The sequence below is a fragment of the Parasphingomonas halimpatiens genome (assembly GCF_036663795.1).
GTDB lineage: Bacteria > Pseudomonadota > Alphaproteobacteria > Sphingomonadales > Sphingomonadaceae > Sphingomonas.
Genome location: NZ_JAXOJP010000001.1, coordinates 272,887 through 293,035 on the forward strand (window position 1 = coordinate 272,887; position 20,149 = coordinate 293,035).

Annotated in this window: 18 protein-coding genes; 6 read left to right on the forward strand and 12 right to left on the reverse strand. The window is 67.6% G+C overall.

Annotation, left to right across the window (positions count from 1 at the left end):
- Window positions 1–10 precede the first annotated feature (10 nt).
- The gene (locus U1839_RS01285; RefSeq protein ID WP_332801863.1) at window positions 11–2,119 is read right to left on the reverse strand and encodes a tetratricopeptide repeat protein; all 2,109 of its coding nucleotides are present in this window, start codon (window positions 2,117–2,119) and stop codon (window positions 11–13) included.
- 560 nt (window positions 2,120–2,679) lie between these two features.
- The gene (gene typA, locus U1839_RS01290; protein ID WP_332801864.1) at window positions 2,680–4,503 is read right to left on the reverse strand and encodes a translational GTPase TypA; all 1,824 of its coding nucleotides are present in this window, start codon (window positions 4,501–4,503) and stop codon (window positions 2,680–2,682) included.
- A 138-nt stretch (window positions 4,504–4,641) separates the two neighbouring features.
- Here typA and U1839_RS01295 point away from each other — a divergent pair, with 138 nt between their 5' ends.
- The 3 genes from U1839_RS01295 (at window position 4,642) to U1839_RS01305 (ending at window position 7,918) form a co-directional block, all read left to right on the forward strand.
- Entirely contained in the window at window positions 4,642–4,989 is a 348-nt protein-coding gene (locus U1839_RS01295; protein WP_332801865.1) for a hypothetical protein, read from the forward strand.
- Window positions 4,990–5,151: 162 nt separating this feature from the next.
- Window positions 5,152–6,303, forward strand: coding sequence for an aldose epimerase family protein (locus tag U1839_RS01300; protein ID WP_332801866.1), 1,152 nt, complete (start codon window positions 5,152–5,154; stop codon window positions 6,301–6,303).
- Between the two features lie 25 nt (window positions 6,304–6,328).
- Window positions 6,329–7,918 (forward strand): alpha-N-arabinofuranosidase, encoded by a 1,590-nt coding sequence (locus tag U1839_RS01305; RefSeq protein ID WP_332801867.1) that lies wholly within the window; start codon window positions 6,329–6,331, stop codon window positions 7,916–7,918.
- Window positions 7,919–8,210: 292 nt separating this feature from the next.
- Here the strand turns inward: U1839_RS01305 and U1839_RS01310 are convergent, their stop codons facing one another.
- Window positions 8,211–8,498, reverse strand: a complete 288-nt coding sequence (locus U1839_RS01310; protein WP_332801868.1) for a type II toxin-antitoxin system RelE/ParE family toxin — start codon at window positions 8,496–8,498, stop codon at window positions 8,211–8,213.
- Window positions 8,499–8,500: 2 nt separating this feature from the next.
- The gene (locus U1839_RS01315; RefSeq protein ID WP_332801869.1) at window positions 8,501–8,809 is read right to left on the reverse strand and encodes an antitoxin; all 309 of its coding nucleotides are present in this window, start codon (window positions 8,807–8,809) and stop codon (window positions 8,501–8,503) included.
- Window positions 8,810–8,969: 160 nt separating this feature from the next.
- Here U1839_RS01315 and U1839_RS01320 point away from each other — a divergent pair, with 160 nt between their 5' ends.
- Entirely contained in the window at window positions 8,970–10,373 is a 1,404-nt protein-coding gene (locus U1839_RS01320; RefSeq protein ID WP_332801870.1) for an amidase, read from the forward strand.
- 20 nt (window positions 10,374–10,393) lie between these two features.
- On the forward strand, window positions 10,394–11,008 hold the full coding sequence (locus tag U1839_RS01325; protein ID WP_332801871.1) for a hypothetical protein: 615 nt from the start codon (window positions 10,394–10,396) through the stop codon (window positions 11,006–11,008).
- 102 nt (window positions 11,009–11,110) lie between these two features.
- Here the strand turns inward: U1839_RS01325 and U1839_RS01330 are convergent, their stop codons facing one another.
- The 8 genes from U1839_RS01330 to U1839_RS01365 all read right to left on the reverse strand — a co-directional run bounded on the left by U1839_RS01330 (window position 11,111) and on the right by U1839_RS01365 (window position 19,365).
- A complete protein-coding gene (locus U1839_RS01330) occupies window positions 11,111–11,749 on the reverse strand; it encodes a hypothetical protein (RefSeq protein WP_332801872.1) in 639 nt (212 codons plus the stop codon).
- 165 nt (window positions 11,750–11,914) lie between these two features.
- Window positions 11,915–13,366: a TolC family protein gene (locus tag U1839_RS01335; RefSeq protein ID WP_332801873.1), complete on the reverse strand. Its 1,452-nt coding sequence runs from the start codon at window positions 13,364–13,366 to the stop codon at window positions 11,915–11,917.
- Entirely contained in the window at window positions 13,363–14,457 is a 1,095-nt protein-coding gene (locus U1839_RS01340; RefSeq protein WP_332801874.1) for an efflux RND transporter periplasmic adaptor subunit, read from the reverse strand. Before U1839_RS01340 ends, U1839_RS01335 begins: the two co-directional genes overlap by 4 nt.
- Window positions 14,457–16,133: an ABC transporter transmembrane domain-containing protein gene (locus U1839_RS01345; protein WP_332801875.1), complete on the reverse strand. Its 1,677-nt coding sequence runs from the start codon at window positions 16,131–16,133 to the stop codon at window positions 14,457–14,459. The genes U1839_RS01340 and U1839_RS01345 overlap by 1 nt, the downstream gene beginning before the upstream one ends.
- Window positions 16,134–16,204: 71 nt before the next feature.
- Window positions 16,205–17,116: a LysR substrate-binding domain-containing protein gene (locus U1839_RS01350; RefSeq protein WP_332801876.1), complete on the reverse strand. Its 912-nt coding sequence runs from the start codon at window positions 17,114–17,116 to the stop codon at window positions 16,205–16,207.
- A 184-nt stretch (window positions 17,117–17,300) separates the two neighbouring features.
- A complete protein-coding gene (locus tag U1839_RS01355) occupies window positions 17,301–17,528 on the reverse strand; it encodes an outer membrane beta-barrel protein (RefSeq protein WP_332801877.1) in 228 nt (75 codons plus the stop codon).
- Complete coding sequence (locus U1839_RS01360; RefSeq protein WP_332801878.1) at window positions 17,525–17,869, reverse strand: hypothetical protein; 345 nt, start codon at window positions 17,867–17,869, stop codon at window positions 17,525–17,527. Before U1839_RS01360 ends, U1839_RS01355 begins: the two co-directional genes overlap by 4 nt.
- Before the next feature lie 311 nt (window positions 17,870–18,180).
- Window positions 18,181–19,365 carry a glycosyltransferase gene (locus U1839_RS01365; protein ID WP_332801879.1) on the reverse strand — a complete coding sequence of 395 codons (1,185 nt, stop codon included), beginning with the start codon at window positions 19,363–19,365 and terminating at the stop codon, window positions 18,181–18,183.
- A gap of 200 nt (window positions 19,366–19,565) precedes the next feature.
- On the opposite strand from U1839_RS01365, the gene U1839_RS01370 reads away from it, so the two are divergent.
- The gene (locus U1839_RS01370; protein ID WP_332801880.1) at window positions 19,566–20,111 is read left to right on the forward strand and encodes an RNA polymerase sigma factor; all 546 of its coding nucleotides are present in this window, start codon (window positions 19,566–19,568) and stop codon (window positions 20,109–20,111) included.
- Window positions 20,112–20,149 lie beyond the last annotated feature (38 nt).

Sequence of the window (20,149 nt, forward strand, 5' to 3'; positions counted from 1 at the left end):
GGGTTGCTTCCTAGCCGCGAAGCCGCGCGAGGTCGGCCTGCACTTGTGCCAGATCGCGGGCGAAGCCGGGATGGTCGGGCCAGCGATCGACCAGCGCCACCATCACCCTCTCTGCGGCAGAAAAGCGCACAATGGCGCCCGCCGGATCACGATCGGTCTCGGCAAGCTGCGCCAGCTTTGCGTTGCTGACGAACAAGTCACGCTGCCACTCGGCATTGCCCGGCTCCTGCGCCGCCAGCCGCTCGCTGATCGCCAGACCCGCCGTATAACGCCGCCGCGCCTCGGCAAGGTCACCCGCCGCCACCGCAACATTGCCTAGCTTGACTTTGCTAACAAAAAGGTCGCGCTGCCACCCGGCATTGCCCGGCTCCTGCGCCGCCAGCCGCTCGCTGATCGCCAGACCCGCCGCAAAACGCCGCCGCGCCTCGGCAAGGTCGCCCGCCGCCACCGCCACATCGCCCAGCTTGTTGTGGCTCACCGACAGGTCGCGCTGCCACTCGGCATTGCCCGGTTCCTGCGCCGTCAGCCGCTCGCTGATCGCCAGACTCGCTTCATAGTGCCGCCGCGCCTCGCCAAGGTCACCCGCCGACACCGCCACATCGCCCAGCCTGTCATGGCTCACCGACAGGTCGCGTTGCCATTCGGCATTGCCCGGCTCCTGCCCCGCCAGCCGCTCGCTGATCGCCAGAGCCGCCGCATGACACCGCCGGGCCTCGCCAAGGTCACCCGCCGACACCGCCACATCGCCCAGCTTCTCATGGCTCACCGAAAGGTCGTGCTGCCACCCGGCATTGCCCGGCTCCTGCGCCGCCAGGCGCTTGAACACCTCAGCATAAGACAGATAATGCGCCTTTGCGGCGGCAAGATCGCCAAAGGCAACCGCTATGTCACCCAGTTCGCATTGGATGACGGCACGCTGACGATCAGTCGTAGCATGTTGTTGCGCACTGGCGAGATAGCGTTTGCTGTCAGAGCGTTGCCCAGCCGCTTCACACAGGCGGCTCAATTCGATCCACGCCCACACATCGGATGGATCAAGGTCGACCGCTTTGCGATAAAGGCGCATGCCGCTTTGAAGCGACTCAAGCGCTGCAAATGAAGCGAGGCGACGATACCGCGCTGCCGCATGCACGATCTCGCTATCGATACGTTGCTCGGTTTCCTCGATAAGCGCCTTGCGCTGTTCGCCGGCCAGATTGCGTAGAGCGGCGGTCAACAGGTCCGGATCATTTGCGACCGCGAGCTCTCGTTGCGCACTGGCGATCAGAGGCGCCGGAATTTCCGTCGTGTCGCGGAGATACTGACCGTAGATTTCGGACAGGTGGGTTCGCTGTTCGGTAGACAGCCGGTCCTCGCGCGCCGCGCGCTCGATGATGTCGATGGCCTCACCCGGCGCGACTTCACCCCGGCCCAATGCCGCTTCGATCCGCTCAAATGCCGCCTTTTGTTCGGCAAAGGCTGCGCGCGTCTCGGCGCGAAACTCCGCAACGTCGTCGGACAGTTGATCGAGATGGTGCGCCTGCTCACTAGCCAGCGCGACCAGCTCGTTGAGCCGATCGAGCGTCAGGATACGATAGACCTCGACATTCTTCTTCACCTCGGCGGCGAAATAGAGCTCGAAGGTGTCGGCCCAGCCCGTGAACCGGCCATGTCCGTTGCGAAACACCTCCCGCAACGGTTCGGTCAACGGCTCGCCCATCGCCTGCTCGACCAGGTCGATGACAAGCTCGGCCGCCGCTGCCTTGGGCGCAACCTCCTGTCGTCCGTAGATCGCCCGAACGCGCTCTTCGAGCGTCTCGACCGGCAGCTTGGCGTCGTCCAGCTTGAGGTCGCGAAGCTCCGATGACCGCGCGAACTTCTGCAAGGCGCGGCGCGAGAAATTGTCGGCGGCCGAGCCGCCGGCGCTGTCGGCGGCGCGCGCCATCATCGTGATCGAGTCGGTGAAGGCACCGTGCATCGCATTCAGGACATGGTGGTTCTGCGGCATGTTGCCGCCGCCGAACTGGCGCGCGCACTGCATCGCCGCTGCCATGAATCCACCGTCCACGCGATTGCCGATCAGCCCGCTGACACAGGCGTTGATCAGGTTCGCAGCGGTAAAGATCTCGGCAATCGGCATGGCGCCCCCGTCAGCGTCTCATCCAACATGGCTGATTGCCGGGGTTAATCAAGTATCGCGCGTCGTTTTACTCGCCGATGGTAAGAACGCGCTCGACCGCAACGCCAGCCACCCCCCGATTCACTTTCCCGCCCACCCCCGCCAAACTCGCCGCAGCCCGACAGCCCGCACCATCCCGGTGCGCGTTGGATCAGCGGCTGCGAACGAGACGGACCCGGCCAATGCTTGCGCAGATAAAATCACCGCGCCTCCAAAACTATTCGAAAATCGAGGCTATTCGCCGCGCGATTCCAGCCCGCGCGCCACGATCAGCGCCACTAACGCCTGTTGGCTTTGGCGCGAAGTTCGTCGCGCGATTTGGCGCGTGCGGCGACGCCGAAGACGAGCGCAAACGCCCCATGAGGGTCGTCAAAAGTCCTGAATACTTGCGATATCGCGTGGCGAATACTTGGCCGTTACGCAAACGAAGAAGCGCGCCGGGTCCAACACCCGACGCGCTTCTCTTCGGTCCTGAAAGCCTGGGGCTGGGCCGCGGTCTGCGCCCGCCGGCCTGCCGCCGCTTACGCCGCCTGCTTCGCCCGCGAGGCGCGCTTGCGCTCATTGGGGTCGAGGAAGCGCTTGCGCAGCCGGATCGACTTGGGGGTCACCTCGACCATCTCGTCGTCGTCGATATAGGCGATCGCCTGTTCCAGCGTCATCTTCTTCGGCGGGGTGAGGCGGATCGCGTCATCCTTGCCGCCCGAGGCGCGGAAGTTGGTGAGCTGCTTGGCCTTCATCGGGTTGACTTCGAGGTCGTCCGGCTTGGCGTTCTCGCCGATCACCATGCCCTCGTACAGCGCCTCGCCGTGGCCGACGAACAGGATGCCGCGCTCCTCGAGCGGGCCGAGCGCATAGCTGTTGGCTTCGCCCGAACCGTTGGAGATCAGCACGCCGTTCTTGCGGCCCTCGATCGTGCCCTTGTGCGGGCCGTACTTCTCATAGAGCCGGTTCATGATGCCGGTGCCGCGCGTGTCCGACAGGAACTCGCCATGATAACCGATCATCCCGCGGCTCGGCGCCGAGAAGGTGATGCGGGTCTTGCCGCCGCCCGAGGGGCGCATGTCGGTCAGCTCGGCCTTGCGGATCGCCATCTTCTCGACGACGGTGCCCGAATATTCCTCGTCGACGTCGATGATCACGGTCTCGTACGGCTCGGTCTTCTTGCCGTTCTCGTCCTCGCCGAACAGCACGCGCGGGCGGCTGATGCCGAGCTCGAAGCCCTCGCGGCGCATCGTCTCGATCAGCACGCCGAGCTGGAGCTCGCCGCGCCCGGCGACTTCGTAGCTGTCGCGGTCGGCGGCTTCCGTCACCTTGATCGCGACGTTCGATTCGCCTTCGCGCAACAACCGGTCGCGGATCATCCGCGACGTCACCTTGGTGCCCTCGCGCCCCGCCATCGGCGAGTCGTTGACCGCAAAGCGCATCGACAGCGTCGGCGGATCGATCGGCTGGGCGTGGAGCGGTTCGGTCACGCTCGGGTCGCAGATCGTGTTCGACACGGTCGTCGTGGTCAGCCCGGCGATCGAGATGATATCGCCGGCCTGCGCCTCGTCGGTCGGCACGCGCTCGAGCCCGCGAAAGGTCATGATCTTCGACGCGCGGCCGGTCTCGACGATGTTGCCGTCATTATCGAGCGCATGGATCTGCTGGTTGGTCTTGACCGAGCCGGAAAAGACCAGGCCGGTCAGGATGCGACCGAGGAAATTGTCGCGGTCGAGCAGGGTGACGAGGAACTTGAACGGGCCATCGGGGTCGGCCGCCGGCGGCGGGACATGGTCGACGATCTTCTGGAACAGCGGGCGCAGCGTGCCTTCGCGCGCATGATGGTCGTCATTGGCATAGCCGTTGCGGCCCGAGGCGTAGAGCACCGGGAAGTCGAGCTGCTCGTCGGTCGCGTCGAGGCTGACGAACAGGTCGAACACCTCGTCGAGCACTTCCTGGATGCGCTCGTCGGGACGGTCGACCTTGTTGACGACGACAATCGGCTTGAGGCCGAGCGCCAGCGCCTTGCCGGTGACGAACTTGGTCTGCGGCATCGCGCCTTCCGACGCGTCGACCAGCAGGATCACGCCGTCGACCATCGACAGGATGCGCTCGACCTCGCCGCCGAAATCGGCGTGGCCCGGCGTATCGACGATGTTGATGCGGATGCCCTCCCACTCGACCGAGGTGCACTTGGCGAGAATCGTGATGCCACGTTCTTTTTCGAGGTCGTTCGAATCCATCGCGCGCTCTTCGATGCGCTGGTTGTCGCGGAAGGTGCCGGACTGACGGAACAGCTGGTCGACGAGGGTCGTCTTGCCGTGATCGACGTGGGCGATGATCGCCACGTTACGGAGGTTCATATGATATCCTGATTGTCGCGGGTATGCGGGTTCGCGGCGCCCTTAGCCGAATTTGTGCGATGCGGAAAGAGGCGAGCGCGATATGGACTCGTCCGCGTTGTGTGTCATATGGGCAATACACATGGTGGAGGTGCGGTGATGCGCTTGAATTCCCGGCTGGTTTTGGTGGGCTTGCTGTTCGCGCTGGGCGCCTGCGGCAAGACCGAACGCAGCGCGGTCGCGCTGGAGGTGACCGGCGATCTGGGCAACGGCGCGGCGACGGTGAGCTGCATCAGCTCGACCAGCGGCACCTGCCATATACTGTTCATGGCCGGCGACGTGACCAAGGCGGCGTCGGCGCCGGTCGGCGGCAGCACGACCGTCACCGGCCTGACGCCGGGCGTCGGCTTCTGCAGCGGCGCGACCGCGCCCGAGCCGGGCGGCTGCAAGCCGACAGTGCTGGTCGATGGCCGCCAGATCGTACGGCGCGAAACGAAGGGAACGTAACGCTTGGTCTTGGCGCGGCGCGACGGGCGCCGCCGTCGTTCATCGCTGCCGCGTTGAAAAACCGCCGATCCCCCATTGCTCGACTCCAAATTGTCTGAGTAAAAGCAGGGGCGCACGACGCGGACGATCGGCGCGGCAAAGGCGTGGGGAGGGAGTCGGGTCATGAAGAGGTCTTTTGCGATGCTGGCGGTGCTTGCCGCCGCGCTGCCGGTCGCGGCCAATGCCGCCGAGGCGAAGCGCGATGTCTTCGGCCACCTTGCCGATGGCAGCGCGGTCGATGCGATCACGCTGAGCAACGCGCACGGCATGACGGTGCGCGTGATCAGCTATGGCGCGATCCTCCAGTCGGTGCGCGTGCCCGACCGGCGCGGCGTGGCCGAGGATGTCGTGCTCGGCTATGCCGATATGGCCGGCTATCTCGCCAAGCCGAATTATTTCGGCGCGACCGTCGGGCGCTATGCCAACCGCATCCGCGACGGGCATTTCACGCTCGACGGGCAGCGCTACACGCTGGCGATCAACAATGCGCCCAACGCGCTGCACGGTGGGCTCAGGGGCTTCGACAAGCGGCTGTGGCGCGTGCTGGCGGTGAAGAGCGGCGCGGTCGCCTCGGTCACGCTGGGCTATACCAGCGCGGATGGCGAGGAAGGTTATCCCGGTGAGCTGAGCGTGACCGCGACCTATGCGCTCGACGAGCATAATCGCCTGTCGGTCGATTATGTCGCCACCACCAGCCGCGCGACGATCGTCAACATCACCAACCACAGCTTCTGGAACCTGTCGGGCGAGGCGAGCCAGCGCTCGATCTACGACCATCTGCTGACCATCCCGGCGGACAGCATCACCGCGGTCGACCCGACGCTGATCCCGACCGGCGATTTCCGTCCCGTCGCCGGCACGCCGTTCGACTTCCGCCGCCCGACCGCGATCGGCGCGCGCATCCGCGACGGGCGCGATCCGCAGATCGTCATCGGCCAGGGCTATGACCATAATTACGTGCTGGCGCGCACCGTCGCCGCGACGCCGCGGCTCCATGCCCGGGTCGAGGATCCGTTGACCGGACGGGTGATGGAGATCCTCTCCAACCAGCCGGGGGTGCAATTCTATACCGGCAATTTCCTCGACGGAACGGCGGTGGGCAAGTCGCACCATGCCTATCGCCAGGGCGACGCGCTCGCGCTCGAACCGCAGGTCTTCCCCGACACGCCCAACCAGCCGGCCTTCGGATCGGCGCGGCTCGACCCCGGCCAGACCTATCGCAACAGCATCGTCTACCAATTCTCGGTGCGGCCCGCGCCGCGCGGGGGGCATTGAGATGCGGCGCGCTATCGCCACGCGGATGACGCGCCTGTTTGCGCCGCTCGGCCTGCTCGCGCTCGCCACACCCGCCGCGCATGCCCAGGCCCAGCCAGCCGAGCCGCCGCTGGTCGTGACGATCACGCCCGACACCCCCGGCCCGACGATCGACCGCGACATTTTCGGCCAGTTCGCCGAGCATCTCGGCACCGGCATCTATGGCGGGGTGTGGGTCGGGCGCGATTCGCCGATCCCCAATGTCCGCGGCATCCGCAGCGACGTGGTCGCCGCACTCCGCGCGATCCGCGTGCCCAATGTGCGCTGGCCCGGCGGCTGCTTCGCCGACGAATATCACTGGCGCAAGGGCATCGGCCCGGCCGACAAACGCCCCGCCACGCTCAACGCCAGCTGGGGCGGGGTGATCGAGCCCAACAGCTTCGGCACGCACGAATATATGGACTTCCTCGATCAGATCGGCGCCGAGGCCTATCTGTCGATCAATGTCGGCGGCGGCACCACCGAGGAGGCGGCCGACTGGCTCGACTATATGACCGCCGACCAGCCGACCGCGCTGGCGCGCGAGCGCGCCGCCAACGGCCATGCCGCGCCGTGGCGGATCAAATATCTCGGGCTCGGCAACGAGAATTGGGGCTGTGGCGGCGCGATGTCGACCGAGCATTATGTCGAGGAGATGAAGCGCTTCAGCCATTATGCCCGCAACCTCAACGCCGCGCAGACCGGCGCCAGCGCGATGCGGCGGATCGCGGTCGGCTCGGACGGCGGCAAGCTCGATTACACCGACGCGGTGATGCAGGCGTGGAAGGACAAGGTCTATAGCTGGGACATCGACGGTGTTTCGCTGCACAATTACACCGTCAATGGCTGGCCGCCGCATCTGCCGGCCACCGGCTTCGGCGAGGACGATTATGCCGCGTTGCTCGATGAGACGCTCAGGATGGACGCGCTGATCGGCAAGCAGAGCGCGATCATGGACCGCTACGATCCGGCGAAGAAGCTGGCGCTGGCGGTCGACGAATGGGGCGCGTGGCTGGCGCCGACGCCGGGCTCCAACCCCGGCTTCCTGCAACAGCAGAATTCGCTGCGCGACGCGCTGCTCGCCGCGCTCAACCTCGACATCTTCATGCGGCATGCCGATCGCGTACGGCTGACCAACATCGCGCAGATGGCCAATGTCCTGCAGGCGATGGTGCTGACCGACGGGCCGCACATGGTGCTGACCCCGACCTACCATGTCTATCGCCTCTATGTGCCGTTCCAGGATGCGGTGCGCGTGCCGGTGAGTTTCGCCGCCGGCAGCTATCGCCACGGTGCGATCACCCTGCCGCGGCTCGACGCGGTCGCTGCGCGTGATGCGTCGGGCAAGCTGTGGCTGGCGCTGACCAATATCGACCCGGTGCGCCCGCTGACGATCGCCCCGAGCATCGCCGGCAAACGCATCCGCGCAATGTCGGGGCAGGTGCTGACGGCGGCCAGCGTGGCCAGCGTCAACACGGTGGCGGCGCCGGATACGGTGACGCCAAAGCCGATAGCGGCACGCGCGGTCGGCGACACGCTGACGCTGGTGCTGCCGCCGAAGTCGGTCAGCGTGGTCGAGGTGACGGTCGCGCCGTAGTGGTGTTTCCTGTCCGCGCGAGACGCGCCATACGGGACGTGTCGGTGCCAGGATGACGCTGCATGTGGGTTTCGCGTATTACCTCGTCCCGCAGATCAGAACTTTAAGCCCCTCCCCTTCAGGAGTGGCAGGAGAACCATGCCCCGCATGGTTCAGGTCAGGCCGGGGGCCTGACCGACCTGCCGCTGGGTTGGGGTGGGGCCTCTCCCCAGACGCGGCGTTTGCGGCACTGCCCCACCCCCTACCCCTCCCCTGAAGGGGAGGGCTTCAGAGAGACACAAGAATTGGGAATTTACCGCCCCAGAATCGCCCCGACATCGCGCGCCGCATGGAGAATGCGGTACAGCGTAATCCCGTCATCGTCGGGCGCATAGAAGAGCACATAATTGCCCACCGCGAAGCTGCGCAATTCCTCGCGCAATTCCGGGCGTGGTGTGCCGAGCATCGGGTTGTCGGCCAGCCGCTCCAGCTTTTCGGTAAAGCGGGCGAGTGTCGCATCGGCGAAGTCGGGGCTGTCGCGCGCGATATAACGCCAGATCGCCACCGCATCGCCTTGCGCGGCGCGCTTGTAGCGGATCATGCTCAATCGTCGTCGGCCACGCCATCGCCGCGTGCGAGCCGCCTGATCTCGTACGCGTCCCATTCGCCCGCATCGCCGCTGTCCGCACCGGCGTCGATCAGCGCGCGGAGCTGGTCGATCCGCCGTGCGACATCGTCGCCGATAGCGTCCGCCGCTGCATCGAGGTCCCGCCGATCGCCCGTAGCCGGCTCGAGGATCACCTTGTCGCCCTCGCGCCGGATGCTCACCTCGCTCCCGGCGAAGCGATATTCCTTGGGCAGCCGCACCGCCTGGCTGCGACCGTTCCAGAAGATCTTGGCCATGTCATTCATCGCTTCGGCTCCCATGGTCGCTACCAACGGTATATATCATCAACCCGCGTCGGTCACCATCCGCGCGCCATCGGCTCAAAGCAGGTAGCGCCGCGCATTGCCCTGCGCCGCCGTCCGCGCCACAACCCACCGCAACGATAGCGAATGGAGAGCGACGGGCATGGCACGGGACGAGAGCGCGGACTGGGATGCGACCGAAATGGCGGCGGCGATCCGCTCGGGGGCTGTGTCGGCGCTGGAGATGGTCGATGCGGCGATCGCGCGCGCCGAGGTGCTCGACCCGCAGCTCAACTTCCTCGTCGCCGAGGATTTCGCGCGCGCCCGTGAGCGCGCCAGGGCGCCGCTGGGCGACGGGCCGTTTGCCGGGGTGCCGTTCCTGATCAAGGATCTCGACGACCAGACGGGCATGCCGACGCGCTCGGGCTCGCGCGCGACCGCCGGCCTCGGCGCGGCGACGCGGCAGGCGCCGTTTACCGACGGGCTGTTCGCCGCCGGGCTAAACCCGATCGGCAAGAGCGCGACGCCCGAGCATGGCTTCCTGCCGACCACCGAGCCGCTCGCCTTCGGGCCGACGCGCAACCCGTGGGACGTGACGCGCTCGTCGGGCGGCTCGTCGGGCGGCGCCGGCGCGGCGACGGCGGCGCATGTCGTGCCGTTCGCGCATGCCAGCGATGGCGGCGGGTCGATCCGCATTCCCGCCTCATGCTGCGGGCTGTTCGGGCTGAAGACCTCGCGCGGGCGCACGCTGGCGACCGATCCGGGGAATTTCCCGATGCCGCTCAGCGTGCAGCTATGCGTGTCGCGCAGCGTGCGCGACAGCGCCGGGCTGCTCGCCGCGGTCGAAGGGAGCGGCGCGGGGCTGCCGAAGGTCGGGCTCGTCAGCGGCCCGTCGAGCAGGCGGCTGCGCATCGGGCTGGTGCTCGACAGCGTGTCGGGCGGCAAGCCCGATGCCGAGGTTGCGGGTGCGATCGCGGCGATGGCGGCGCTGCTCGGCGATCTCGGCCATCAGGTCGAACCGACCGCCTGGCCGGCGCCGATTACCGGCATGTCCGACGCCTTCCTGCTCGCCTGGTCGAAGGGTGCGGCGGACATTCTCGCCGAGGCCGGCGCGCGGCTCGGCCATGCGCCGGGGCCAGACGATGTCGAACCGTTCAGCCTCGCCATGGCCGGCATCGTCGCGATGGCGCCGGATGGGGCGGTTGCACAGGCCGTGGCTTATCTCGACGGGCTGCGTGTGCCCTACGACGCCTGGCTGGCCGATTATGACGTGATCCTGTCGCCGGTGCTGTCGGCGCCGCCGCCCGCACTGGGCTGGCTCGCACCCAATCTGCCGGTCGAGACCATGGCCGAGCGGCTGACGCGCTATGTCGGCTACACGACCCCGGTCAATGTCGTCGGTGCGCCGGCGATGAGCGTGCCGGGCGCATGGAGCGCGGCGGGCCTGCCGATCGGCGCGCAGTTCCAGGCCGCGGTCGGCGACGAGGCGACCTTGCTCGCTTTGGCTTATGAGATCGAGGTGGCGCGGCCATGGGCCGGGCGGCGGCCGGGGGTTTGCGCGCAATAGTCATGCGCGGCGCGGGGGCGATGATGCGGGGTGGGACGATCGAAGGTGCGGCGCGGTCGCGCTGGTGGCTGTTCTGGGTGTTGGCGCTGGCGGTGTCGGCGATCCTCGCGCTGGCCGCCGCGACGGCGCCGCCGGGGGTGGCGGCGATCCGGCTGGCGATCCGCGTGACGGCGCGGACCTCGCTGCTGCTGTTCTGCACCGCGTTCGTCGCGTCGGCGCTGGCCGGCTGGTGGCCCGGCCGCGCGACACGCGCGCTGCTGGCGTATCGTCGGCAGATCGGTCTGGCCTTTGCGTGGTCGCATGCGCTGCACCTTGCTGCGATCATCGTGCTGGCGCGGGTCGATCCGGTCGGCTTCCATGCCAGCGCCGTCACACGCATCTTTGGCGGGTTCGCCTATGACCTGATCGCGGCGATGGCGGCGACCTCGTTCGATCGCACGGCACGCTGGCTCGGCGCGCGGCGCTGGCGGCTGCTGCACGTGATCGGCAGCTATTATGTGTGGCTCATCTTCACCAACAGCTATGCCGGGCGCGCCTTCCGCGACGCTTATTACGTGCCGATGCTCTCGCTATTGGTTGTCGCGATGGTGGTACGACTGACCTGGGCTGCGCGGCGTCTGCGGGGGCGAGCGTAGAGACTAGGTTTAATTCAGGGGCATGTTGCAATTGGTACCGACATTGCGAACTCGACCTAATTATGGCGTCCATTTAATTGCATATGACCGCTGTATCGTTAATTAGTGCGGTTCATCATGCGCCGATTTGTGATCAATTGGTCGGTACATCTTAACAAACTGATCGTGATATTTATCCTCATGAGGAGATTCGGATATTTCTCGATTCTCCGGACACGGTTGCATATCGGTAAATTGTTGATAGTACCTTCGATGACCTGTTTTGAGTTTCTGGTAGTATATCAGGACGATTATTTGATCGTCGAAGGGAAGTTGCAATTTTCCAAACTGTGCAGTATTGTTTTGATATACAAAACAGCAATTTGGATTGCTCGATATAACGTCTTCCGCGTTATTGTACCTGATAATATCGGCGTCATTCGAGTAACGGCTCTGTGTGGCAATATTTTCTGCAGCTTGAGCAATCAGTTCGGTGGTATCGACTTCCGATCCTGCATCGCATCTGCTTATGTCAGCAAGACTGCATCCGGACAATGAAAGCGGAGCAAGCAGCGCGAATGCTGCGTTGACGACCATCCGGAACAAGGTGCTTCCTCTGCCAATATCAGGGAACAGTAAGTCGAAAGTCTTTTCGGCTCCTGCTGCGACAGGCCCGAAAAATAGCCGATGCAAGGCCGTGACATTAGGCGTTACGGAGACACGCGCAAGCAATCTTGCTTCAACACAGGTGACCCGCGTCAAGCTCGGTTAGAGGGGGCGAGAAACCCGTATTCCGGCCTATGACGAGGGGCAGCCAAGTGCCTTACCAGCGCGCCCAGGCGAGAAATGCGGCGCGATACCTGCAATCGCTGCGGTGAAGAACTTTCGCCGTCGGGCCCAGGTGCCCGGCCTTTGACCGCGCCCGACTCACCGCTCCAGCCGTAGCGCGGCGCGGTCGGCGGTGGTCGCGGCGAGTTCGGCGCGTGTCGCCGCGATGCGCGCCTGTGCATCGATCAGCCGCAGGCGCGCGTCATTGGCGGTTTCCTCGCGCTGGTTGACGAGGAAGAAGTCGCCCGAGCCGAGCGCGAAGCGGCGTCGTTCGGCCGCCGCCAGTTGCTCGGCAAGGTCGCGTTCCTCGCGCGCGGTGGCGACGAGCCGTTCGGCCGCGTCGGCGGCGATGACGATCGACTCGACCTCGATCGCGATCTGCTCGCGCAGGAAGCGGCTGCGCTGGTCGAGCGCGCCGACCTCGGCGCGCGCCTCGGCGACGCGGCCGCGCGCGGCGCGGTTCTGCAACGGCACGGTCAGGCGAAAGCCGATCGCCGCCTCCAGCGGGGTACGGCTCGCGCCGCCGCGACCGACCGCGCCGACATCCTTGCCCAGCTCGCCGCGCAGGTCGAGCCGCGGGGCAAGATCATTCTCGGCCAGCATCAGCCGCGCGGCGGCCTGGTCGATCCGCGCCATGATCGCGCGGTAATCGGGGCGGGCGGCGGGCGCCTGCCGCGTGACCGGGCCGAGACCCGCCAGCGCGGTGGCGTCGGGCGGCAACCGCTCCGCCGCGACGGTGAGCGGTGCGCCCTGCTCGTCGCGCAAATAGAGCGACAGTGCATTGGCGGCGACGGCGAAGTCCTGTTCCGCGCGCAATGCCAGCGCGCGGCGTCGCACGAGGTTCTGGTCGTTCTCGGTCAGCAGGATGGCGGGGCGGGCGCCGAGCGTGACCTGTCGCGCGATGGCGCCACGGCGTTGCTCGGCGAGCTGCAACAGCTCGCGATAGGCGCGCAGCCGCAGGCCGGTCGCGACCCAGTTCTGATAGGCATCGACCGCGCGGCGCTGCACGCCGATCGCCGCCATTTCCGCCTCGAGCCGCGCGATGTCGATATCGCTGCCGGCGAGCGTGCGGCGGGTGCGGCGCTCGTCGATCGCGCGGTCGCGGAGCAGGGCGAACACCGCGCCGACCTTCGCCTCGCCGCGCCGGTTGGTATAGGCCTGGTCCTCATAGACCGGGAAGGTGCCGCGCGACGCGCGGTAGCCGCCATAGACATAGCCGCCATTGCCGGTCAGCGGGCGCGTCGCGCGCCCTTCCACGACGGTGCCGTCATAATAGCCGGCGACGCGCGAGCGGGCGTCGAGATCGAACACGGTGTCGAACGCCCCCTCGGCGGCGAGCGCGCGCCCCTCGGCCTGGCGGATGCGGGCCAGCGCCTCGATGATCTGCGGCGCGGCGCGCGCGGACGCGCTCAGCACCTCGTCCAGCGTCAGCGGCGCCGGCGCGGTGGGCGGTGCGGGTGCTGGCGCCGGGGCGAGCGGGGCGGGGCGGGTGGCGGCACCGGCCGCCGATGGCGAAAGCGCGAGCAGCAGGAACGCGAGCAAGCGGATCATGACTTTTTTGCCTTGTCGTCCTCACCTTTGGGTGGCGCCGCGTCCTTTGCCGGTGCCGCGCCGCCCGCGTCCTTGGCGGCGGTGGGGCGATGGCCGAATTCGAGCGGGAAATCGTTGAGCTGGCGCCACAGTTCATAACCGACCAGCACACGCTCGCCCTGCACCCAGCCGCGCACCTTGCCGCCGGGGCGCACGAAGATGCCGCCGGGCCAGGCCGGCTTGCCGGGTTGCGGCTCGACGAGGATGCGGAAGGTGCCGTCGGGCGCGGCATTGGGGTCGATCGCGCGCACGCGCCCGTCGAACATGCCCTGCGCCACCGACGGCCAGCCGCTGAACTGGATGGCGGGCCAGCCCTCGAACTCCAGCCGGACCGGGCGGCCGGCGCGGACCAGCGGCAGGTCGCGGCCATCGACATAGAGCTCGACCGCGCGTTCGACCCGTTCGGGGGCGATCACCGCCAGCACCGTGCCGGGCGCGACCAGCGCGCTGCCGCCGACGGCGTTGAGCTGCTGTATGCGGCCGTCGCGCGGCGCGCGCACCAGTTGCGCCGACTGGCGGTTGAGCTGGATGTCGATGCGGTTGAGCTTGGCGCGCGCCTCGGCGAGCTTGGCGCCGGCATCGGCGACCTTGATCTGGGTCTGCTCATAATCGCGCCGCGCCGCCAGCCCCTCGGCGAGCAACTGGCCGGTGCGCGCCACGTCGATGCCGGCGACCGCGCGGCTCTGGCTGATCGCGGCGATCTCGGCCTGCACCTGGGCGCGCTCGGCGGCGAGGCGGGCGATCAGGTCGGGGTCGAGATCGCTGACCCGCGCGATCGGGTCGCCGCGCGCGACATGCTGGCCGTCATGCACATACCAGCGATCGACCCGGCCGGGGACCAACGCGGTGACCTGTTGCGGCCGATCGTCGGGGTCGAGCGCGACCACCTGGCCGGCGGCGCTGGCGGTCTGCACCCAGGGCACCAGCGCCATGATCGCGATGGCGAGCGCGATGCCGATGAGCAGCATCGCGGCGAGCACACGCGCAAGCCTGGGCGGTTTCATCGCCGCCAGCGTCGGGAAATGCGCCAGGCGATCAGGCTGGTACGGCATCATGCAACCCCCGGTCGGGCGGCGGCGAGCAACGCCGCGCAACTGGCGAAGCGGCGCTGTTCGCGCGGGCCGAGATGGAACCAGCCATCCAGCGCGATGTCCTCGGGCCGGCCGGTGCACAGCAGCACCGTCGTCCCGGCCTGTTTCAGGCGGCGCAGCACGCCGAGCAGACGATCGGTCGGCAACAGGTCGTACAGCGGCGACAAGACCAGCACATGCGGCCGGACGAGCAACGCATTGGCGAGCTTCAGCGCCATCACCTCGCCGATCGACAGCGGATAGCCCGACCCGGCGAGCCGCGTGTCGAGGCCTTGCGGCAGCCCGGCGATGCGCGCGCGCAGGCCAAGCGCGTCGAGCGCCTCCAGCATGACGTCGGGGGTGGCATCGGCGGCGGCGAGCGCGAGATATTCGCGGATCGTCACCTCGACGATGGTCGGCCGGTCGAGCACGAGGATCTCGGAGCGCAGCAGATACATGTCGAACGCCGCCATGTCGGCGCCGCCGACCGTCACCAGCCCGCGCTCGGGCACGATATGGCGTTTCAGCACCATCGCCAGCAGGCGTTCCGCCCCGCCATCGGCCAGCGTGACGAGCTGCTCGCCCGCCTCGAGCGCGAAATCGAAGCGGGCGCCGTCCACTACCACGCCGTCGAGCCGGATCGCGCCGTGGTTTGGCGCCTGGCCGGCGGCGGCGACGGGGCGCTCCTGCGGGATCGCGAAGAGCAGCGACAGTTCCTCGGCGCTGGCGACGAGATCGTAGAGTGAATCGAGATAACCGCCGAGTTGCGACACGCCGTAGAACACGCCGCTGAGGATCAGTTCGGCGGCGACGAGCTGGCCGATCGACAGCTCGCCGCGCAGGATCAGGCTGCCGCCCAGTGCGAGCAGCGCGGCGCTGGCAAAGGCATAGAGCAGCAGGAACGCCACGGTCTGCGTGAAGCTGTAGCGGAAATAGCGCCGGTGGCGGTCGACATAGGTCGCGGTCACCGCCTCCGACCGGTCCATCGCGAAATCGAGATGGCGGCTCGACTTATAGAAACCGTTCGAGCTGCCGACGCTTTCCAGCCAGTGCGCCGCCGCGTGCTTGGCATGGCTCAGCGCCACCGCCGAACGGATCGAGCCATGCGACCATAAGAGCCAGATGGCGAGGATGACGAGCAGCAGCAGCGCGTTGAAGCCGAGGAAGAAGGGGTGATAGAAACTCGTCACGACCAGCCCGACCGCCGATTGCAGGATGATGGTGAAGGCGCCGATGACGAGGCTCGGCACAGCCTTTTGCACCACCACCAGGTCGAAATAGCGGTTGAACAGGTCGCCGCGATTCTGGTCGGCGAAGAACGGGTTCTGCGCATGGACCGCGCGCAGCGTGATCTCCGCGACGATGCGCGCGAACAGGCGTCGCTCGAACAGCGCCATCATCCATACCCGCACCGCGCTGAGGCCGGTGACGAGCAGCAGCAGCGCGAGCAGCAGCCCCGACAGCGTCCATAGCGGCGCGGGCAAGGCGGTGTTGGCGACACTGTTGATCAGCAGCTGGACCGAGATCGGCGTGGCCAGCGACAACAGGCTGATCGCCGCGCCGAACACGATGCCGAGCCGGATATAGGGCGTGTCGGGGCCGACGATCTCCGCCAGCCACCCCATCGCCGTCCGCCATTCGATCCGTTGACCCGCCATCCGATCCTCGCTGAAGGTGCGGGCGGAAAATCGGTCAATGGCGTCATTGGCACAAGACAGCGATGCTTATTCTATCGATAGGATTTTCCTATGACATCGCGCAGCAGGTCGGCGATCAGGCCATAGGCCGGCGCGCGCCCCGCGCCCTGCCGCCACAAGAGCCCGATCTCGCGATAATAGCGCCCGCCGCGGATCGGCCGGACGACGACATCGTCGCCCTCGCGGATTTCCTGCCGGACATAGAGTTCGGGCAGCAGCGCGAGGCCCATGCCCATGCCGGCCATCTGGCGAATCGCGTCGAGGCTGGTGCCCTGGTAGTCGCGCAGCACCGTCGCCCCGACCGCGGCGGCGATCGCCGCGACCTGCTCGGCCATGCGATATTCGGGCAGCAGGGTGAGCAGGCTGGTGCCGCGCAGATCGGCCGGCGCGATGATCGTGCGGGCGCGCAGCGGATGGTCCGACGCCATGGCGAGGTAGAGCGGCTCGCGGAACAACCGCTCGCTGTGGAAGCTGCGCCCGGCGACCGGCAGTTGCGCGAGGATGACGTCGTGCAGACCGGTCGCCAGCCCCTCGGCCAGCGCGGTCGGCAGGCCCTCGCGGACATGGACGCGCAGCGTGGGATGTTCGCGGTGCAGCCGCGCGACGAGGCTCGGCAGCAGATAGGCGCCGAGCGTCGGCGACACGCCGAGCCGGATCGTTCCGCTGAGCGGGTCGGCGGCGGTGGTGCCGAATTCCTCCAGCTCGGCGACCTCCAGCAGTATCCGGCGCGCGCGCGCCAGCAGGTCGCGGCCCATGGGCGTCAGGATCGCCGGCCCGCCGCGCTCGACCAGCGTCGCGCCGACGGCGGCTTCGAGCAGGCGGATCTGTTGCGACAGCGATGGTTGCGACACGTCCATCCGCTCCGCCGCGCGGGTGAAGCTGCCGCAATCGGCCAGCGCGACGAAGTAACTGAGCTGGCGAACGGTGATTCTGGACCGCGACATACCCCACGCTATCGCCTCCGCCGCCCGTTGCGCACCCCCTTTCGCAGCGAACGATGTGCCCGGGCGCCGCATGCCCGGGGGTTTTCATGCGTTCCCCGGCCCGCGCCCGTCGGCGGAAGGTGCCGATGAAAAAGGGACGCCCGAACCCGGACGCCCCTTCTTCAAGCCATGATCGTGCTACCGCTCAGAAGCGGAAGCCGACCCCGCCCCCGACGTGGCGGTGCGCCAGGTTGACGCCGCCAAAATTGCCGTAATCGCCATAGTTCAGGTCGGCCATCAGATAGACATGCTTGCTGAGGTTGACGTCGACGCCGAGCGCACCCTGCACGCCACCCTTGCTGTCGGTCGCCGAGAAGTTGCCCGAGGTCGCCTTGAAGCTGATCCGGGCATAGCCGCCCTTGGCGTAGATCACGACCTTGGGCGAGACTGCGACGCCGACGCGCAGACCGGCACCGAGATTGCCCTGCTCCTTGACGCAGGCGCCGCCGTTGCACAGGCTGACGCTCGAAAACTCGTAACCGCATAAGGTCCGGCCTGGACGGTCTTGCCGAGTTTGAAATCGAAGCCGAGCTCGCCGCCATAGGACACTGCGCTGCCGATCTTGTAGATCGAGCCGCTGTCGCTGATGGTCGGCGTTTCATAACCGATGCGTGCTTCGGCGCGGACACCGACGAGCGTGGCATCGCCGTCCTGCGCCATCGCGGCGCACGGAACGAACGCCAGCACTGCGGCCAGCGCGAAAAACTTCTTCATTGGATCCCCCGTTTTTGGATCCCCCGTTTTTGATTTATATTAAAGAACCCCGCTACCACGATGATATCGGGGCGAAGCGCGGTTAACGAGCACCCCGCAAATTGTCCAGAAAAACAAGGTCCAAAGTTGCGGTATTGCGCCCTGGCTAGCATTTTTGGCTAGTCGCGACTCCGCTGCGGCCGGGGCGCGCGGCAAGCCTTGCCCCGCAATGTCATCACGCTCTAAGTGGCGCGTCTGTGTCGCAGGCTCCGTCAATTACTTCGCGCGGACGTGACGTGCGCGCATTTCCCACGCTGCCGACGGTCGGTGGCTCAGGCCGCGATGCGCAGCCGGTCGGCCGGTACCAGCGCGGCATAGCGCGCGAACAGCGCGGCGAAATGCTGGTCCATCGTGCGCACGCCGGCGGCGGCGATGGCGCGCTGGCGTTGCAGCGCGACACCGCGATCGGCGAAGATCCGCACCGCATTGGTCAGCGCGCGCTCGTCGCCCGAGGCGTAGGACAGGCCGGCGCCGGCCAGGCGCTGGTCGTGCGCGCCACCGCGATCGGGCACGATCAGCGGCAAGCCGCTGGCGCGCGCCTCGCTCGCCACCATGCAGAAGGTCTCGGCCTCGCAGCCATGGACCAGCGCGTCGCCGCTCGCCAGCACAGCGGCGAGCTCGCCGCGGTCGGACAGCGGCCCGCCGATCGCGACATGGCCGGAGCCGGCGGCGATCTTTTCGAGCCGGGCGCGGGCGCGGTCGCTGCCATTGCCGATCAGCATCAGCCCGATCGGGCGATCGCGCCCGGCGGCGGCGGCGGCGCGGACGACCATCTGCCAGCGTTTCTCGGCGGCGAAACGCCCGACGCCGAGCAGCAAGGTGGCGTCCTCGCCCAGGCCGCAGCGCGCCAGCATCTCGCGGCGCAGCTCGGCGGAACGGTGCGCCGGCGAAAAGATGCCGGGTTCGACCCCCATCGGCTCGGTGATGACCTTGCTGACGCCGCCGGCGAGCAGCCGGTCGGACAGGCCGCCGCTCGCGCTGACCACCAGGTCGAACTGCTGGTCGAGGCTGCGCAGGTGGCGCCAGAAGCGGTCGAAGCCGCGATCGATCGTCGCGATGCTGGCGACGCGGCCGAACCAGCGATAGGCATAGGCCGCGAGCGGATCGGCGTGCATCACCAGCGCGCGCGGTGCCCACCCCTGCCAGCGGCCGACCATCGCCGCGCTCGACCAGGGCGAGGAAGCCTCGACCAGATCGGGCTGCAGCGCGTCGAGCGCGGCGTGGAGCCGGCGCTCGTCGTCGAACCAGCGATATTTGCGGTCGAGCGGAAAGGTCGGCGCGGCGATCGTCACCAGCCGGCCGCCGCGACCGATTTCGGTCACGCTGTCGGTCTCGCCCGGCGCGAGGATGATCATCTCATGGCCCAGCGCCGGTGCCGCGCGCAGCTTGCGCTCGACATAGGTTCTCACGCCACCGCCATGCGGTGTGTAGAAGGCACAGACATCGACAATCCGCAAAATCTATCCCCAGATAGGCGCTGCCCCCCGGCGCACCTTTTGGTACCTGTCGCAGCTAGGATGCCGCGCTGCAGCGAAACCGCAGTTCACCCCCTGGCGGGAGAAATTGCCCATGCCGTGCTCACTTAACGGCGGAAATGGGGCGGCGTCGGTGCGGCTTGCCGCCGCCGGACCGCTGGTGCAAGGCGGCGGCCCACGCCATGGACAGCTCGGATCCACCCCCTGCCGCCGGCCTGCTCGCGGCCTATGACGCGGACCGCGCGGCGTTGCGGCGCTTCCTCGCGGCGCGCTCGGGCGATGCGACCGAGGCCGAGGATCTGATGCAGGAATTGTGGCTCGCCGCGCAGGCCGGGACGAGCGGCCCGGTGAGCCATGCGCGCGCTTATCTTTTTCGCATGGCCAACAATCTCGTGCTGGCGCGGCGGCGTGCCGCGTTGCGCGGGGCGGCGCGCGACCGGGCCTGGATCACGTTGCGCCATGGCGCGGTGACCGAGCCCGAGGACGATGCGCCTGCCGCGGATGCCGCGATGATCGCGCGCGAGGAGGCCGCCGCCCTGGCCTCGGCGATCGCCAACCTGCCGCCGGCGGCAGGGCGCGCCTTTCGGCTGCACAAGTTCGAGGGGCTGTCGCACGAACAGGTCGCGCAGCAACTGGGCATCAGCCGCTCGGGGGTCGAGAAGCATATCGCCGTCGCGATGGCGCATCTGCGGCGCGCGCTGGCCGACGATGACGGCGGACTGCGGTGATGACATGATGGCGGCACCTATAATGCGAATCGGTGACG

Bases quoted from the DNA above. Each gene is read 5' to 3' on its own strand.
- U1839_RS01315 (WP_332801869.1), bottom strand. From the start codon at position 8,809: ATGAATGACATGGCCAAGATCTTCTGGAACGGTCGCAGCCAGGCGGTG.
- U1839_RS01295 (WP_332801865.1), top strand. From the start codon at position 4,642: ATGCGCTTGAATTCCCGGCTGGTTTTGGTGGGCTTGCTGTTCGCGCTG.
- U1839_RS01340 (WP_332801874.1), bottom strand. From the start codon at position 14,457: ATGCCGTACCAGCCTGATCGCCTGGCGCATTTCCCGACGCTGGCGGCG.
- U1839_RS01300 (WP_332801866.1), top strand. From the start codon at position 5,152: ATGAAGAGGTCTTTTGCGATGCTGGCGGTGCTTGCCGCCGCGCTGCCG.
- U1839_RS01285 (WP_332801863.1), bottom strand. From the start codon at position 2,119: ATGCCGATTGCCGAGATCTTTACCGCTGCGAACCTGATCAACGCCTGT.
- U1839_RS01320 (WP_332801870.1), top strand. From the start codon at position 8,970: ATGGCACGGGACGAGAGCGCGGACTGGGATGCGACCGAAATGGCGGCG.
- U1839_RS01370 (WP_332801880.1), top strand. From the start codon at position 19,566: ATGGACAGCTCGGATCCACCCCCTGCCGCCGGCCTGCTCGCGGCCTAT.
- typA (WP_332801864.1), bottom strand. From the start codon at position 4,503: ATGAACCTCCGTAACGTGGCGATCATCGCCCACGTCGATCACGGCAAG.
- U1839_RS01350 (WP_332801876.1), bottom strand. From the start codon at position 17,116: ATGTCGCGGTCCAGAATCACCGTTCGCCAGCTCAGTTACTTCGTCGCG.
- U1839_RS01345 (WP_332801875.1), bottom strand. From the start codon at position 16,133: ATGGCGGGTCAACGGATCGAATGGCGGACGGCGATGGGGTGGCTGGCG.
- U1839_RS01325 (WP_332801871.1), top strand. From the start codon at position 10,394: ATGATGCGGGGTGGGACGATCGAAGGTGCGGCGCGGTCGCGCTGGTGG.
- U1839_RS01310 (WP_332801868.1), bottom strand. From the start codon at position 8,498: ATGATCCGCTACAAGCGCGCCGCGCAAGGCGATGCGGTGGCGATCTGG.
- U1839_RS01360 (WP_332801878.1), bottom strand. From the start codon at position 17,869: ATGAAGAAGTTTTTCGCGCTGGCCGCAGTGCTGGCGTTCGTTCCGTGC.
- U1839_RS01335 (WP_332801873.1), bottom strand. From the start codon at position 13,366: ATGATCCGCTTGCTCGCGTTCCTGCTGCTCGCGCTTTCGCCATCGGCG.
- U1839_RS01305 (WP_332801867.1), top strand. From the start codon at position 6,329: ATGACGCGCCTGTTTGCGCCGCTCGGCCTGCTCGCGCTCGCCACACCC.